This window comes from Pseudomonas syringae (assembly GCF_023278085.1).
In the GTDB taxonomy this organism is placed as follows: Bacteria; Pseudomonadota; Gammaproteobacteria; order Pseudomonadales; family Pseudomonadaceae; genus Aquipseudomonas; species Aquipseudomonas syringae_Q.
This window is the reverse complement of the sequence record NZ_CP066265.1, coordinates 1,138,997-1,154,341: the sequence shown is the minus strand read 5'-3', so window position 1 is coordinate 1,154,341 and position 15,345 is coordinate 1,138,997. Positions and strand designations below refer to the sequence as shown.

Sequence of the window (15,345 nt, the reverse complement as noted above, 5' to 3'; positions counted from 1 at the left end):
ATAGGGGGAGACCCTGATGAATTACAACTGGGACTGGGGCGTGTTCTTCAAGTCCACCGGCGTCGGCAGCGAGACCTATCTGGACTGGTTCATATCCGGTCTGGGCTGGACCATCGCCATTGCTGTCATCGCCTGGATCATCGCTCTGATACTGGGCTCGGTACTGGGCGTCATGCGCACCGTACCGAACCGTCTGGTGTCGGGTATCGCCACGGTATACGTGGAAATCTTCCGTAATGTGCCCCTGCTGGTGCAGCTGTTCATCTGGTACTTTCTGGTGCCCGACCTGCTGCCGGAAAACATTCAGGAGTGGTACAAGCAGGACCTCAACCCGACCACCTCGGCCTTTTTGAGCGTCGTTGTGTGCCTGGGTCTGTTCACCGCTGCACGGGTTTGCGAACAGGTGCGTACCGGCATCGAGGCACTGCCCAAAGGTCAGGAATCAGCCGCACGCGCCATGGGCTTCAAACTGCCGCAGATTTACTGGAACGTGCTGTTGCCGCAGGCTTACCGGATCATCATTCCACCGCTTACCTCCGAATTCCTGAACGTGTTCAAGAACTCGTCGGTGGCGTCGCTGATCGGCCTGATGGAGCTGCTCGCGCAGACCAAACAGACGGCCGAGTTTTCCGCCAACCTGTTTGAAGCCTTCACCCTGGCAACCCTCATTTACTTCACGCTGAACATGAGCCTGATGCTGCTGATGCGCATGATCGAGAAGAAAGTCGCCGTGCCCGGCCTGATCTCTCTGGGGGGCAAATAATGGATTTTACCGGAATCATTCCAGCCCTTCCCGGACTGTGGAACGGCATGGTCATGACCCTCAAGCTGATGGCGATGGGTGTTGTCGGCGGTCTGGTGCTTGGCACCCTGCTGGCGCTGATGCGCCTGTCATCGAACAAGCTGCTGGCCAATGTGGCCGGTGCCTACGTGAACTACTTCCGCTCGATCCCGCTGCTGCTGGTGATCACCTGGTTCTATCTGGCCGTGCCGTTCGTGCTGCGCTGGATCACCGGTGAAGACACGCCGATCGGTGCGTTCGCCTCGTGCGTCGTGGCCTTCATGATGTTCGAAGCCGCGTACTTCTGCGAAATCGTCCGCGCCGGTGTGCAGTCGATTTCCAAGGGCCAGATGGGCGCAGCCCAGGCGCTGGGCATGAACTACTCGCAGATGATGCGTCTGATCATCCTGCCGCAGGCGTTTCGCAAGATGACCCCGCTGTTGCTGCAACAGAGCATCATTCTGTTTCAGGACACCTCCCTGGTGTACACCGTCGGCCTCGTGGACTTCCTCAACGCATCGCGTTCCAGCGGCGACATCATCGGTCGCGCCAACGAGTTCCTGATCATTGCCGGTCTGGTGTATTTCACGATCAGCTTCGCCGCCTCGCTGCTGGTGAAGCGTTTGCAAAAAAGGTTTGCCGTATGATTTCCATCAAGAACGTCAACAAGTGGTACGGGGATTTTCAGGTTCTGACCGATTGCAGCACTGAGGTCAGCAAGGGCGAGGTGGTCGTGGTATGCGGGCCGTCCGGCTCGGGCAAGTCGACCCTGATCAAGTGCGTCAATGCGCTGGAACCGTTCCAGAAAGGCGACATCATCGTCGACGGTACGTCGATCTCCGATCCCAAGACCAACCTGCCGAAACTGCGCTCGCGGGTCGGCATGGTGTTTCAGCATTTCGAGCTGTTTCCGCACCTGAGCATCGTCGAAAACCTGACCATCGCGCAGATCAAGGTGCTGGGCCGCAGCAAGGCCGAAGCCACCGAAAAGGGCTTGAAACTGCTGGACCGCGTGGGCCTGTCCGAGCATGCGCACAAGCATCCCGGCCAGCTTTCCGGTGGTCAGCAACAACGTGTCGCCATTGCCCGCGCGCTGGCCATGGACCCGGTGGTCATGCTGTTCGACGAACCGACCTCTGCACTCGACCCGGAGATGGTCAACGAAGTGCTCGACGTCATGGTGCAACTGGCCCATGAAGGCATGACCATGATGTGCGTGACCCACGAAATGGGTTTTGCTCGCAAGGTCGCCAACCGGGTGATTTTCATGGACAAGGGACAGATCGTCGAAGACTGCGAGAAAGAAGAGTTTTTCGGTGATGTCAGCGCACGTTCCGAACGCGCTCAGCAATTCCTCGCCAAGATCCTTCAGCACTAGGCATTAGCTGCAGCTGCCCGCCCCTCGCGGGCAGCTGTTCGGTCCAGGACGACTGTGATGAAATGCGACTCCACCCTTTATCGCGCCGCGCCGCCCGCACTTGCCGTGAAACCCCGCCTGATCCGCCAACTGTTTCTGCCCCCGCTGATCCTCATGCTGATGATCGGGCTGGGCTACGTCGCCTATCTGGTCAACGAACACAACGGCATCAAGAGTCTGCGCGAAAGCGGAGAACGGCAACTGGAACTGCACGCCAGCACCGTCGAAAGCGAAATCAGCAAATACACCTACCTGCCCAGCGTTCTGGAGCTGGAATCCAGCGTCTCGCAACTGCTCAACAAGCCCGGTCCCGAGCTTCAGCAGCAGGTCAACCGCTACCTTGAGGGTTTGAATCGACGCAGCCGCAGCCGTGCCATCTATGTGATGGACACCACCGGCCGCGTGCTCGCGACCAGCAACTGGCGTGACGCTGACAGTTATCAGGGCGAAGACCTCTCTTTCCGCGCCTACTTTCAGGACGCGGTGCGCGGCCTGCCCGGACGTTTTTACGGGATCGGCACGACCAGCGGCGAGTCCGGCTACTACCTGGCGCACGGTCTGGAAGACAAAGGCCGGATCATCGGCGTTGCGGTGATCAAGGTACGCCTCGAAGCCCTTGAAGAGCGCTGGCAACGGGCTCGGCTGGAAGCGTTTGTCACGGATGAAAACGGCATCATCATTCTGTCCAGCGACCCGACCAGACGTTTGAAATCGGTGCGCCCGCTGACCCCGGCCATCAAGGAACGCATGGCCCGCAGCCTGCAATATTACTGGTGGCCGCTTAATGAACTGGTGCCACTGGAACGGGAAACCCTGTCCGAAGGCGTCGAAAAACTCACGTTCCCGGCCAACGTCAGTGTCGACCGGGAACACACACAGGTGAGTTATCTGGCCCAGACTCGACCGCTGAGCGATACCGCGTGGCACTTCACCCTGCTGACGCCGCTGGAAGACTTGCGCAGTGAAGCGGCGAGTCGAGGCATGCTGGTCGCTGTGGCCTGTGCGCTGGTGACTTTTCTGTTGATCGCCTGGAACGAGCGACGCAAAGTGATCTCGACCCGGCTCGCCGCCCGAGAGGCGTTGCAGGCGGCCAACGATGAGCTGGAACGCAAGATTGCTGAACGTACCGAGCACCTGCGCGCCAGCAACGAGCGCCTCAAGGCGCAGATTCGCGAGCGAAGACAGGCCGAAGACACCTTGCGCCAGGCTCAGGATGAGTTGGTTCAGGCCGGCAAACTGGCGGCCATCGGGCAGATGTCGACCAGCATCGCGCATGAACTCAATCAGCCACTGGCCGCCTTGCGTACCTTGTCCGGCAACACGGTTCGCTTTCTGGAACGTGGCGCGCTGGACACCGCCAGCGCCAACCTGCGCACCATCAATGATCTGGTAGACCGCATGGGGCGCATTACCGCCAGCCTGCGCGCCTTTGCCCGACGTGGCGACGATCAGGGTCAGGCGCAGCTGAGCAAGGCGGTAAACGCTGCGCTGCAATTACTGGCCGTGCGCCTGGAGCAGTCGGGACTCAGGCTGCACCGGGCCTTCGTCGACGCGACCCTGACCATCGACCAGACCCGCCTGGAGCAGATTCTCGTCAACCTGATCGGCAATGCGCTGGACGCCATGTTCGCCCAGCCGCAGCCCGAATTGTGGCTCGAAGGTTCGATCGTCGATGGCCGCTATCGCCTGCTGGTGCGTGACAATGGCCACGGTATCGACGATGAGGCGCGCAAGCACCTGTTCGAACCCTTCTTCACAACCAAACCGGGCGAGCAAGGCCTCGGTCTTGGCCTGACGCTGTCAGCGAGCCTTGCCGCCGCAGCGGGAGGCAGCCTCGGTGCAGAACCTGTGGGCGACACGGGCACGACGTTTGTCCTGTGCCTGCCATTCATCCCGGACGCGCCGACCGATTCTCGCCAGGGCGAGCCCACATAAAGGAATATCCATGAGTATCAACAGCGACCTGACGGTACTGATCGTCGAAGACGACCCGCACGTATTGCTGGGCTGCCAGCAGGCGCTGGCGCTGGAAGACATTGCCAGCGAAGGCGTGTCGAGCGCTGAGGAGGCGCTGCAGCGCATTGGCGACAACTTTGCGGGCATCGTCATCAGCGACATCCGCTTGCCGGGCATTGACGGCCTGGAACTGTTGAGTCGCCTCAAGGGGCGCGACAGTAGCCTGCCGGTGGTGCTGATCACCGGTCACGGCGATATCACCATGGCCGTGAATGCGATGCGCGACGGCGCATATGACTTCATGGAGAAACCGTTTTCGCCCGAGCGCCTGGTCGATGTCACGCGCCGGGCTCTGGAGCAGCGCGGCCTGGCCCGCGAAGTCTGGTCCTTGCGCAAGCAACTCGCCGAACGCGACTCGCTGGAGGGCCGGATCATCGGCCGCTCGCCGGTCATGCAGAACCTGCGTGCGTTGATCGCCAACGTCGCCGACACCTCGGCCAACGTGCTGATCGAAGGCGAAACCGGCACCGGCAAGGAACTGGTCGCTCGCTGCCTGCACGACTTCAGTCGCCGTAAGAACAATCAGTTCGTGGCCCTCAACTGCGGCGGGCTGGCAGAAAGTCTGTTCGAATCGGAAATATTCGGCCACGAAGCCAACGCCTTCACCGGCGCCGGCAAGCGGCGCATCGGCAAGATCGAGCATGCTCACGAGGGCACGCTGTTTCTCGATGAAGTGGAGAGCATGCCGATCAATCTGCAGATCAAACTGTTGCGCGTCTTGCAGGAGCGGACGCTGGAGCGGCTGGGTTCGAATCAGAGCGTGGCGGTGGATTGCCGGGTGATTGCAGCGACCAAGTCCGACCTGAATGCGCTGGGCAAGACCAATCAGTTCCGTAGCGACCTGTATTACCGCCTCAACGTTGTCACCCTGGAACTGCCGCCGTTGCGCGAACGCCGCGAAGACATTCTTCCGCTGTTCGAACACTTTCTGCAGTTGTCGTCATTGCGCTTCGACCGCGAGCCGCCGCCGCTGGACCGGCAGACCGGCTCAAGCCTGATGAGCCATGACTGGCCGGGCAACGTGCGGGAACTGCGCAACGTCGCAGAACGATTTGCCCTGGGCCTGCCTGCGTTCAAACAGAGCGGCACGATCAGCGAAAACCAGAGCCTGGGGTTTGCCGAGGCGGTTGAAGCCTTCGAGCGCTCGTTGCTCAGCGAAGCCCTGCAACGCAGCGGCGGCAACCTCAGCCAGGCCAGTCAGGAACTGGGCATGGCCAAGACCACGCTGTTTGACAAGGTTAAAAAGTACGGGCTTTGAGACCCGCGCCCTGAATGCGCGGCGCGGCAGAGATTTGTGACGCAGAGCGTCACCCAATGCGTTCCCACGCTGGAGCGTGCGGAACGATAATCTCAACTATCGTGCGACGCTCCGCGTCCGCCCTCGAGCAAGCAGCGAGCTTTACTTCGATTCGCTGACAATCTGCCGGATTGCGCTGACGAACACATCGACCGGTTGCCCGCCCGATACGGCGTACTGGTCGTTGAAGACCATGGTCGGCACGGAAGTGATGCCACGCGAGGTCCAGAGTTGTTCGGCTTCGCGAACTTCAGCGGTGTACTCATCGCTGTCCAGAATCGCCTGGGCACGCAGCCGATCCAGGCCCACCTTCTGCGCCACGTCCGCAAGGGCCTGATGATTCGAAGGGTCTTTCAGCTCACTGAAATACGCCACGAACAGCGCCTGCTTCAACGCATGCTGCTTGCCTTCCTGCTCGGCCCAGTGCAGCAAACGATGCGCATCGAAAGTGTTGTAGATACGTCGCTCGCCCTTGGCAAACGCAAAACCGAGCTCGGCACCGCGCTCACGGATGGTCTCGTGAATGGCTTCGATCTGCTCGGGAGTCGAGCCGTATTTCTCGGCGATATGCTCTTTGATGTCCTGACCTTCGCCAGGCATGTTCGGGTTCAGCTCAAAAGGCTGAAAGTGAATCTGCGCCTGCACCTCGTCGCCAAGCGCTTCCAGCGCCTGATCCAGTGCGCGCAGGCCGATGACGCACCAGGGGCAGGAAACATCGGAGATGAAATCGATCTTCAGTGCAGTTGTCATGATGGCCCTCGTTCAATAAGCAAAGGCCACACGATACACCTCTGCCGCTGCCTTACAACTGAGCCAGGCTCCGGCCGTCTTCATGCTGAGCTTTCAGGTACGGCAACACCGCCCCCAGCAGCGGCGCCTTGAACGCCTCTTGAAAACGGTGCGCCAACCCCGGAATCAAGCGCAGCTGGCTGCCCTGAATGTGCGCGGCCACATGCACGCCGTGCATGACCGGCAGCAACGGGTCTGCCGTGCCGTGCACCACCAGCACCGGCAGGCGCAGGCGATTCAGCAATTCGACGCGACTGGGTTCGGCAAGAATCGCCATGATCTGACGCTTGACGCCTTCAGGGTTGAAAGCCCGGTCGTAGGAGATTGCAGCCTGATGCAGCAACTGCTCGCGATCATCCTTGACCTGCGGGCTGCCCAGCGCCGCAAGCAGATCAGCCTGCTGCTCTATCGCCACTTCCCGGTTAGGCGCGCCGCGACGTGCCAACAACTGCATCAGTGCCGCACTGGGCATCGGCAGCCCCTGAGCGCCGGAACTGGTCATGATCAACGTCATGCTTTCGACCCGCGACGGAGCCAGGTCGGCCAGATGCTGAGCAATCATGCCGCCCATGCTTGCGCCCAGCACGTGAAACTGACGGATCTGTAACGCATCCATCAGGCCCAGTGCATCGTCCGCCATGTCAGTCAGCGAATAAGGCGCCGACACCGGCAAGCCAAGCTTGTAGCGCAGTACTTCGAAGGTCAGATTGGCGTCGGCCGGCTGCTGCACCCACGTCGACAGACCGACATCGCGGTTGTCGTAGCGAATGACCCGATAACCCTGCTGACAAAGCGCAACCACCACTTCGTCCGGCCAGTGGATCAGTTGCCCACCCAGGCCCATGACCAGCAGCAAGGCAGGGTCGGATTCACTGCCAATACTCTGGTAGGCAATCCGCACTTCCTTGAGGTCTGCAAACTGTACAGGTGCATTGACATCACAACGATCGGCCGCAAAAGACGGCAAGCCGCACAGAAGCGCGGCCAGAAATATTAAAACCCGCATGAAAAACACCAAAAAACAGATCCCCAGTAAGCCGCGAGTCTGATGATGTTTTTCCAAGCGCGCTGCCACAGTTGCGTGACAGTTTGATGAATGGCGCTGAGCGGTCGTTAAACCGTTTTGCGCTATGCAGCAACCTGATCGGCCAAAATCAGGTTTTCACCGAAGCGGGCACGCGCTTCAAGCAGTGATTCATGACGCCAGTCTTCAGGCTGGGCACACTCGCCCAGCGACAGCACCTTGTAGGTGGGCAGGCGATCAAACACCGAGGCCAGCTGCTCCGGCACACTGACGCTGTCCAGATGCAGGCCTGCGACCGGCAACAACGCCGCAACGCCGAGATTGCAGCGCAGGTCGCCGTGATAAGTAGCCACCAGCTTCTTCAATGGCGAATACTGAAGGATGTGGTAAGCGCGCTCGAAAGCGTTTGTCCATGCCAGCGGCAAGTCCAGCGTCAGAATGGGTTCGTCGATCTGCACCCATTCGACGCCCCGCGCAGCCAGCCGCCCGAAGATTTCGCCATACACGGGCAACAACTGCTCAAGCCATTCGAGCCGGTCAACCTCATCATCCTGAACTTCGCTCAGCCAGAGAAGAGTTAGCGGGCCGATCAATGCGGGCTTGCGGCCCTGCTCACAGGCCTCCTTGGCACTGGCCAGCAAAGGCTGCCAGTCCGGTTGAAAGCGCTGCTTGCCCTCTAGCTGCGGCACCCACTGCGGATACTGCGCGCGCAGCCAGGTGCGCAATGCTGCGCCAGACACATCAGCCCCCGCCGAAATCCCCTGACCCTCTTTCCAGAAAGCCTGCAGCGCTTGCTGCAATTCACGATCTGCGCCGATGAGCAGACATTCAGAATGTTGGGCCAGGGCCATGGTGCGTCCTCCATAAAAGATGACGCTATTGTCGACAGCCGATACATCATGAGACAAACTCATTTTTTTCGTGTTGATCACAAATACTATTCATGGAGCCGGGACGGTGCTTGAAATACGCCACCTCAAAACCTTGCACGCCTTGCGCGAGGCCGACAGCCTTGTGGAAGCCGCCGAACGCCTGCATCTGACGCAATCGGCGCTGTCCCACCAGTTCAAAGAACTGGAAGAGCGCCTCGGCATGCCGCTGTTCGTGCGCAAGACCAAGCCGGTACGCTTCACCAGTGCCGGCCTGCGTCTGCTGCAACTGGCCGATTCAATACTGCCGCAACTGCGCGGCGCCGAGCGCGACATTGCCCGCCTGGCGGGCGGTACGGCAGGCCGCTTGCACATGGCCATCGAGTGCCACAGCTGTTTTCAATGGCTGATGCCGACCATTGACCAGTTCCGCGATGCCTGGCCAGAAGTCGAACTGGACCTGTCGTCCGGATTCTCGTTTGCGCCGTTGCCTGCATTGGCGAGGGGCGATCTGGATCTGGTGGTGACATCGGACCCGCTGGAGTTGCCCGGCATCACCTACGTGCCGCTGTTCACCTACGAAGCGATGCTGGCAGTGGCCAATCAGCATGCGCTGGCGAGCAAGCCGTATATCGTCCCGGAAGACCTGCTCACTGAAACGCTGATTACCTACCCGGTCGAACGCGACCGGCTGGACATTTTCACCCGTTTTCTGGAGCCCGCCGACATCGAGCCCGCGCAAGTCCGAACCTCGGAACTGACGGTGATGATGATGCAACTGGTCGCCAGTGGCCGTGGCGTGTGCGGCATGCCGCATTGGGCGCTGCATGAATACAGCTCACGCGGTTACGTGAAGGGCAAGCGACTTGGGGAAAAAGGGCTGTTCGCGACGCTCTATGCCGGTATTCGTGCCGACATGCTCGACGCGCCCTACATGCGTGACTTTCTGCTGACGGCCAAGGACACGTCCTTCTCGACGCTGGACGGGGTGAGCGTGGTTCGCTGAAAAGTCGCTCGCTGAAGGGATCGCTCGCTGAAAGCAGCGCCCCGCGCCATGGCGCAGGACGACACTTTTTTCAGTGCGCGTCGGCCTGCCGCTGGCGGTACAACGGCAGGATCAGATCGCGGGTCAACGGAGCCAGATTCAGATCGGGATGACTGTCAGCGCCTACCCAGATCACTTCTTCGATCTCGGCGGCGGGCAGCACCTGCGCATCAGTCCTGACCTCGTAAAGCTGGCAGCGCACCTCAAAACCCGGCTCGTTGGCCGCTGGTGCCGCGAACTCACCCAGGAACGTCGCCTGCTGCGGGTCGATGATCAGCCCGAGCTCTTCTTCAAGCTCCCTGGCCAGCGCCAACGGGGCCGGTTCGCCGGTCTCGATCTTGCCGCCCGGCTGCATGAACGCCTGAGTGCCGCGCTTGCGTACCAGCAAGGTCTGCCCATCGGGGCCGATCAACAGCGCAGCCGCTATGCTGATGACCTTCATACGAAGATGTCCCTCTTCAGCAGCCGCGCCTCATCCGCCCCCTCCAAAGCCAGCACGATCAGGCGATGGATCAGTTCGGCATAAGTCAGCCCGCTGGCCTGCCAGAGCTTGGGGTACATGCTGATCGAGGTGAAACCGGGCAACGTATTAACCTCGTTGATGATGATCTGCCGTGCTTCGGTGACGAAGAAATCCACCCGTGACAGGCCTGCGCAACCCAGCACTTTGTAGGCCTGCAACGCGACTTCACGCACCTGATCACTCAGATCGGCAGGCATCTCGGCAGGGATGGCGATGCGCGCCTGATCACCGTTCAGGTACTTGGTGTCGTAGGCATAGAATTCGTCGTTGGCAATGACCTCGCCGCAGACGCTGACCTGCGGCTCATGGTTGCCCAGCACAGCGCACTCCACCTCCCGGCCGACGATGCCCTGCTCGATCAGCAGCTTGTGATCAAACTCGAAACCCAGCGCCAGTGCAGCGGCGAAACCCGCCTCGTCAGACACTTTGCTGACGCCGACCGACGAACCTTGATTGGCCGGTTTGACGAACATCGGCAGGCCCAGTTGCCCGGCCGCATCAGCGAAAGAAATGCTTTCACCACGCGTCAATACAACGAATGGTGCAACAGCAATGCCGGCGTCACGTAACAGGCGCTTGGTCACGTCCTTGTCCATGCACGACGCAGACGCGAGAACATCAGCGCCCACGAACGGAATGGCCAGCATCCGCAACACGCCTTGCAACGCACCGTCTTCACCAAAGGCGCCATGGATCAGCGGGAACACCACGTCGATGCTCGCCAGCGGCGTACACGTCTCGACCTCGACAAACTGCCCGCCATCATTACCGGGCAGCAACGAAAGTTGCTTGCCGGAGGTGCTCAGCTGGATCCGCGCAGGATCGTTGGCATTGACCAGGTAATCGGCCTCATCAAAGCGCAGCCAACGGCCCAGCTTGTCGACGCCGATCAGGGTCAGCGCATAGCGTTCACGATCAATCGCATTGATCACGTTGCGTGCCGATTGCAACGAAACCTCATGCTCGCTGGATTGCCCACCAAAAACGATGGCGACTGACTTTTTCAAAGCGGTTACTCCTGTTTTTCAGGCCGCGAAGATAAAAGCAATTCCGGCCGTTAGTCCAGTAGATGATGGGCCGTCCACTCGAAATTCAGGCAAAAAAATCCCGGTCGCGGGCAATTCATGTGCAATGCACGCGACCGGGAAGTCAGACGGCTCATTGAGCCGCTTCGGTTTCTTTCTTGCCGCTTGAGCCGAAGGTGGCGAAACGCTTGTTGAAGCCCGCGATGCGGCCTTCGTTAGTGGTCTTGCGCTGCTGACCGGTGTACATCGGGTGCGAGGCGCTGGAAACGTCGAGCGCGACATACGGATAGGTCGTGCCGTCGGTGTGCTGTTGCGTCCGGTCGGTGTCTACCGTTGAGCCGATCAAAAAGTGGACGTCGGCGGCAGTGTCGTGGAACAACACGGTGCGGTAGGCAGGATGGATATCGGGTTTCATGGCGTTCTCTCCAGTGAGTTGACTGCAATCGTTATACAGTAACATTGCGATGGATGAGAATGATTGTTGTTGATTACTGCCATTATCTGGCTTGATGGGACAGTCGCACGACACTGCTGACAGCCGCAAACCTTCTGAAGCCGGTGCGCCGGAGACATTCTGTAATAGCCGGGCTTTGCAATTTGTAACGCAGAACGGCACCCTGCCGCGCCGCCGAACGTCACTGGTCGGCGGCCTGGAACCTGAGCCCTCTGCGGACGATCTTCAATCATTAGCACTTTCAAGAGTCCACCGTTATGACTAACGGACGCGATCATCGAATCGACTTCTTTCGCGGCCTGGCGCTGATCTTCATATTCTGGGATCACGTGCCGGATAACCCTCTGGCACAGCTGACCTTGCGCAACTTCGGCTTCAGCGATGCAGCAGAAGTCTTCGTTTTCCTCGCTGGCTACGCGGCGATCATGGCCTACGGGCGCATCGCCCGACGCGACGGCATGCTGGTGGCCGGCGTGCGCATCCTGCGGCGCACCTGGGTGCTGTATGTGGTGCACATCTTTCTGCTGACCTTGCTGATGGGCATCGTCTTCGTTGCCAACAACCATGTCGAAACCCGCGACATGGTCCAGCAGATGGGGCTCGAATACTTCGTCGGCAACCCGCAACAGGCACTGGCCGACGAACTGCTGCTGCGCTTCAAACCCAACCTGACCGACCCGCTGCCGCTTTACATCGTACTGCTGCTGACCTTGCCACTGACATTGCCGTTGATGCTGCGCAAACTCGAAGTCGCGGTCGGCCTGTCGATTGCCCTGTACCTGATGGTGCCGCTGTTCGGCTGGAACCTGCGCGCCTACGAAGGCGGCGGCGTGTGGTACTTCAACCCGGTGGCCTGGCAATTGCTGTTCATTCTCGGCGGCGCCTGTGCCTTGCACAGCGAGACATCGACAACAGCGCAGCGCCCTCCTCTTCAGCAACAGCCGCTGTTCATGATCGCTGCCGTCTACGTGCTGATCGCCGGAATCCTGACCTTCAGCGAAAAATTACCCGCGCTGCACAGCGCACTGGTCTCGACCCTGCACCTCGACAGCCTTTATCCCATCAGCAAGACCGACCTTGCGCCGGTCCGATTGCTGCACTTCCTCGCGCTGGTCTACGTCGTCGCACGACTGCTGCCAACCTCAGGCCATTGGCTGGAAAACTGGCCCGCCCGCCAGACCTGCCGCATGGGGCGTTATTCACTGGAAGTTTTCTGCCTGGGCGTGCTGCTCGCGCCACTGGCAGACATGGCGAATGCGCTGGCAGGTGATACATGGCCGATGCAGGTGACCACGGCGATCGTCGGGTTGGGGCTGATGATGCTGATGGCGAACGGGCTGGAGTTGAATAAGCGGTTGGGAAAATCGCCAACGCTTTTGGCCACTTGAGAACAGCGTCACAGTTGGGTGCCCTCTCGGAAATTTCCTACTGGTTTATCAGGCCAAGTTTTTGGTAAGCGGGCCGCTATCCGGTAGGAGACCAAATGGAGGGCAACGTCTTGAACATTAATGGAATACCGAACCAGGCAGGCACCCTGCAACAGATCAAACTGATGCATAGCGTCAGCAATGCCGAACCGACAGAAGATATCAGTCCGAAAGACATCGTTGCATCTGAGGCAAAACTGACGAAAGAAAAAAAGTTTTACGAATATCAGAAAGAGCCGTGGTTGATTGAGCCGATCAATGAACATATAAAAAATCGGATTGACTATGTCAATGATAAAAAATTGCACGAGATATTGGAGCTTGCCCTCATGAATATCACTTACAGCAGTTTTCAAGAACAGCTGCAAGATAGCTATCCTGAACTTGCACGTAAAAAGTTCGGCTTCACCTTGGATGAAAATGCATCGTTGAAGATCATTGACTACGATAACAGCCTGACTGAAAACGACAAGTCGGTTCTCACACAAGCCATCAATGATTTCAGAGATTTTAAAAGTCAGGCGCAGCGTCACGCCAAAACAATCATGACATTGGTCGACCATGATCATAAAACTTTTGGCGGGCGATACACACTCGATATCAGTAACTTTCAGGACGTGATCGACTACGGAAAAATCATGAACACCAGCGAAAAAAACATGCACAGTGAATGGGTACAACAAGTCCAAAGCAACGCTGAAAAACGAGACTTCTCATACCTTTCTGTATCTGTATGAAAGCAGTCTGGCGGGACAGATGGCCCGCCAGACCTTTTTTAGTCAACCGCGGGGAGCCACAGTTCGCAGAACAGTCTGCTTACAGATATGGCCCATAAATACAATGCGAGGCGTTGTCTTCAGTGGTCCCAAAGATGAATTTTGCACAAAATAGCCTGCTACGTTATAAAGACTTCTCCAGGTATTGAAGCCCATCTGTTTGTCGACAAAATCCAGAGCTTCAACCCCTCCATCACAGCGCCCAAATTCAATAAGTCGTGAGGCAACACCACTAGCATCGCTGATTGAATGATGTGTGATGGTGGGTTCGTTTTCACCAAAACTCATGACAAGACTGGCTATGCCGCCTTCAAGAGGCGTATTTTTGGTGTCAGCGAACTTCGCCTCAAAAACAGCCTCCTTGTAAATCTGAGTTGCTAGCCACTCGGGCTTAGTATGCCCACCTGGAATTCTAAGAACACCAGGTTCGTCGAGCAAATCATAGCTTTCCATAACGGGATAGGACCCCAACCTTACCGTATAAGGAAGTTCATTCGCGACTAAAGACTTTCTCGGCATGACTCTGACAATCACCTCAGCTCCGGCATCCAGTTTCGTAAACACCTTGGTCTCAAGGGTTTGAGCTACCCACTCGCCATTCTCATAATACTCAGTCTTCCAAGGGTTAGTAACCGGATCACCGACTGGCGAGTAAAGAAGTACATCTTGTCCACGGCGCGATACAAAACCGTAATAATGAACAGGATACTTACTTGTCAAGACGTCTACAATCGAGTGCAACTTATCTGTCAAGATAGTAAATCTTGGCTCAGAAACTTCCTGACCGGGCCCGGCTTGAACAGCTTCGTTTATGTCATCAGCTTCATTATTTTTTACGCCCACCGCGATTTCGCTATCGGTATTGGCATAAGAGCCAGAAGCCAACGCCATTGTCAGTAGAATCGACAAAAAATAAGTAATGACACACGTTTTTCCAAAAATATTCATAGGTATTCCCATAGATTAAGCAGAGGCAGGTTGCCACTGACAAAATCGACGTAATAGAGACTGAATCACTTAGTCAACCCTCCGCATTGAAAATACGGAAATTTCCTACAAAAAATTATTACTATCGCATTCTAGGAAAAGTCCTACACAGTAAACAGGAAAAGTTTTCCAGCGCAAGGCCGTTAGAGAGTTATCACTAACAGCGAAGGGCGTTTCAGAATGAACATCAGCTCCTCCACCAATGCTATTCATAAGCTGCCATTTCCTCGTCAAACCACCTCACCAGAGGCAGCTCCAGAAAATGCTGCTCAAACGGTCATAAAACAACGCAACCCTAATGAAGAGTTCTACCGCTATGAGGATTCTCCATGGCTGATAAAAAATTCAAAAGGTGAAATCGACTCATTCTATAATACACTTCCCAAAGCAGATCTTGACCTCCTCAGAAATGAATACCTAAAAGACCTCATCATAACAACGAATACAGAAATGTGTCGCATGTTCGATAATTACCATGAATTCAAACAGCAGCTTCCTTATTTAAATCTGGAGCTGTCAAAAAAGCACTTTGGCTTCACACTGGGCTTCAATCAGGAGATTCAGGTTACAGATCCTGATGGCGTACTCACCCCCGCAGAATTCAGCTATCTGACCGAGAAGTTGAACGAGCGTCAGTCACTGAAAGACGACCTGCGCAAGAACGCCAAAAGCGTCATGGAACTCGTCGATCAATACACAGAAAAACTCGACAACCGCCACACGCTCAACCTGGAGAATTACAGCAAGATCGTTGACTACGGACAGATATTCAGCCGCAACCACATAGGCAACTTTATCAACACGATTCTCTATCAAGTGGAGCGTAATGCGCCTAAGCGCGAAGAGGCGCGACAGGCTGTGGTCGATGTTCATGCTTGAGCGTTTAGACAGGTTTAAATCGCGAAGCAGTTCACA

Annotated in this window: 16 protein-coding genes; 9 read left to right on the top strand and 7 right to left on the bottom strand. The window is 57.4% G+C overall.

Annotation, left to right across the window (positions count from 1 at the left end):
• The first annotated feature begins 16 nt into the window (after positions 1-16).
• The 5 genes from I9H07_RS05215 to I9H07_RS05195 are packed head-to-tail and all read left to right on the top strand — an operon-like array spanning position 17 to position 5,472.
• Positions 17-763: an amino acid ABC transporter permease gene (locus I9H07_RS05215; RefSeq protein WP_024672627.1), complete on the top strand. Its 747-nt coding sequence runs from the start codon at positions 17-19 to the stop codon at positions 761-763.
• On the top strand, positions 760-1,428 hold the full coding sequence (locus I9H07_RS05210; RefSeq protein ID WP_200866791.1) for an amino acid ABC transporter permease: 669 nt from the start codon (positions 760-762) through the stop codon (positions 1,426-1,428). The genes I9H07_RS05215 and I9H07_RS05210 overlap by 4 nt, the downstream gene beginning before the upstream one ends.
• Positions 1,425-2,159 carry an amino acid ABC transporter ATP-binding protein gene (locus tag I9H07_RS05205; protein ID WP_024672625.1) on the top strand — a complete coding sequence of 245 codons (735 nt, stop codon included), beginning with the start codon at positions 1,425-1,427 and terminating at the stop codon, positions 2,157-2,159. Before I9H07_RS05210 ends, I9H07_RS05205 begins: the two co-directional genes overlap by 4 nt.
• A 57-nt stretch (positions 2,160-2,216) precedes the next feature.
• The gene (locus I9H07_RS05200) at positions 2,217-4,133 is read left to right on the top strand and encodes a sensor histidine kinase (protein WP_024672624.1); all 1,917 of its coding nucleotides are present in this window, start codon (positions 2,217-2,219) and stop codon (positions 4,131-4,133) included.
• Positions 4,134-4,143: 10 nt separating this feature from the next.
• Positions 4,144-5,472 carry a sigma-54-dependent transcriptional regulator gene (locus tag I9H07_RS05195; protein WP_024672623.1) on the top strand — a complete coding sequence of 443 codons (1,329 nt, stop codon included), beginning with the start codon at positions 4,144-4,146 and terminating at the stop codon, positions 5,470-5,472.
• A gap of 141 nt (positions 5,473-5,613) precedes the next feature.
• Here I9H07_RS05195 and I9H07_RS05190 read toward each other — a convergent pair whose 3' ends face one another.
• From I9H07_RS05190 to I9H07_RS05180, 3 genes are all read right to left on the bottom strand, one after another.
• Positions 5,614-6,261 (bottom strand): DsbA family oxidoreductase, encoded by a 648-nt coding sequence (locus tag I9H07_RS05190; RefSeq protein ID WP_024675677.1) that lies wholly within the window; start codon positions 6,259-6,261, stop codon positions 5,614-5,616.
• A gap of 52 nt (positions 6,262-6,313) precedes the next feature.
• The gene (locus I9H07_RS05185) at positions 6,314-7,306 is read right to left on the bottom strand and encodes an alpha/beta fold hydrolase (RefSeq protein ID WP_080266714.1); all 993 of its coding nucleotides are present in this window, start codon (positions 7,304-7,306) and stop codon (positions 6,314-6,316) included.
• A gap of 122 nt (positions 7,307-7,428) precedes the next feature.
• Positions 7,429-8,175 carry a 5-methyltetrahydropteroyltriglutamate--homocysteine methyltransferase gene (locus I9H07_RS05180; protein ID WP_236424265.1) on the bottom strand — a complete coding sequence of 249 codons (747 nt, stop codon included), beginning with the start codon at positions 8,173-8,175 and terminating at the stop codon, positions 7,429-7,431.
• Between the two features lie 106 nt (positions 8,176-8,281).
• On the opposite strand from I9H07_RS05180, the gene metR reads away from it, so the two are divergent.
• Positions 8,282-9,199, top strand: a complete 918-nt coding sequence (gene metR / locus I9H07_RS05175; protein WP_058391601.1) for a transcriptional regulator MetR — start codon at positions 8,282-8,284, stop codon at positions 9,197-9,199.
• A 70-nt stretch (positions 9,200-9,269) separates the two neighbouring features.
• Here the strand turns inward: metR and I9H07_RS05170 are convergent, their stop codons facing one another.
• From I9H07_RS05170 to I9H07_RS05160, 3 genes are all read right to left on the bottom strand, one after another.
• Positions 9,270-9,680, bottom strand: coding sequence for an NUDIX hydrolase (locus I9H07_RS05170; RefSeq protein WP_236424264.1), 411 nt, complete (start codon positions 9,678-9,680; stop codon positions 9,270-9,272).
• Positions 9,677-10,768, bottom strand: a complete 1,092-nt coding sequence (gene ddlA / locus I9H07_RS05165) for a D-alanine--D-alanine ligase (protein WP_236424262.1) — start codon at positions 10,766-10,768, stop codon at positions 9,677-9,679. Before ddlA ends, I9H07_RS05170 begins: the two co-directional genes overlap by 4 nt.
• A gap of 151 nt (positions 10,769-10,919) precedes the next feature.
• On the bottom strand, positions 10,920-11,201 hold the full coding sequence (locus I9H07_RS05160; RefSeq protein ID WP_024675683.1) for a type B 50S ribosomal protein L31: 282 nt from the start codon (positions 11,199-11,201) through the stop codon (positions 10,920-10,922).
• Positions 11,202-11,497: 296 nt separating this feature from the next.
• On the opposite strand from I9H07_RS05160, the gene I9H07_RS05155 reads away from it, so the two are divergent.
• Positions 11,498-12,628, top strand: a complete 1,131-nt coding sequence (locus I9H07_RS05155) for an OpgC domain-containing protein (RefSeq protein ID WP_058391599.1) — start codon at positions 11,498-11,500, stop codon at positions 12,626-12,628.
• 95 nt (positions 12,629-12,723) lie between these two features.
• Positions 12,724-13,404 carry a hypothetical protein gene (locus I9H07_RS05150; RefSeq protein WP_058391598.1) on the top strand — a complete coding sequence of 227 codons (681 nt, stop codon included), beginning with the start codon at positions 12,724-12,726 and terminating at the stop codon, positions 13,402-13,404.
• A gap of 42 nt (positions 13,405-13,446) precedes the next feature.
• Here the strand turns inward: I9H07_RS05150 and I9H07_RS05145 are convergent, their stop codons facing one another.
• The gene (locus tag I9H07_RS05145) at positions 13,447-14,196 is read right to left on the bottom strand and encodes a hypothetical protein (RefSeq protein WP_329606148.1); all 750 of its coding nucleotides are present in this window, start codon (positions 14,194-14,196) and stop codon (positions 13,447-13,449) included.
• Positions 14,197-14,610: 414 nt separating this feature from the next.
• On the opposite strand from I9H07_RS05145, the gene I9H07_RS05140 reads away from it, so the two are divergent.
• Positions 14,611-15,309 carry a hypothetical protein gene (locus I9H07_RS05140; protein ID WP_236425798.1) on the top strand — a complete coding sequence of 233 codons (699 nt, stop codon included), beginning with the start codon at positions 14,611-14,613 and terminating at the stop codon, positions 15,307-15,309.
• The last annotated feature ends 36 nt before the right edge of the window (positions 15,310-15,345 follow it).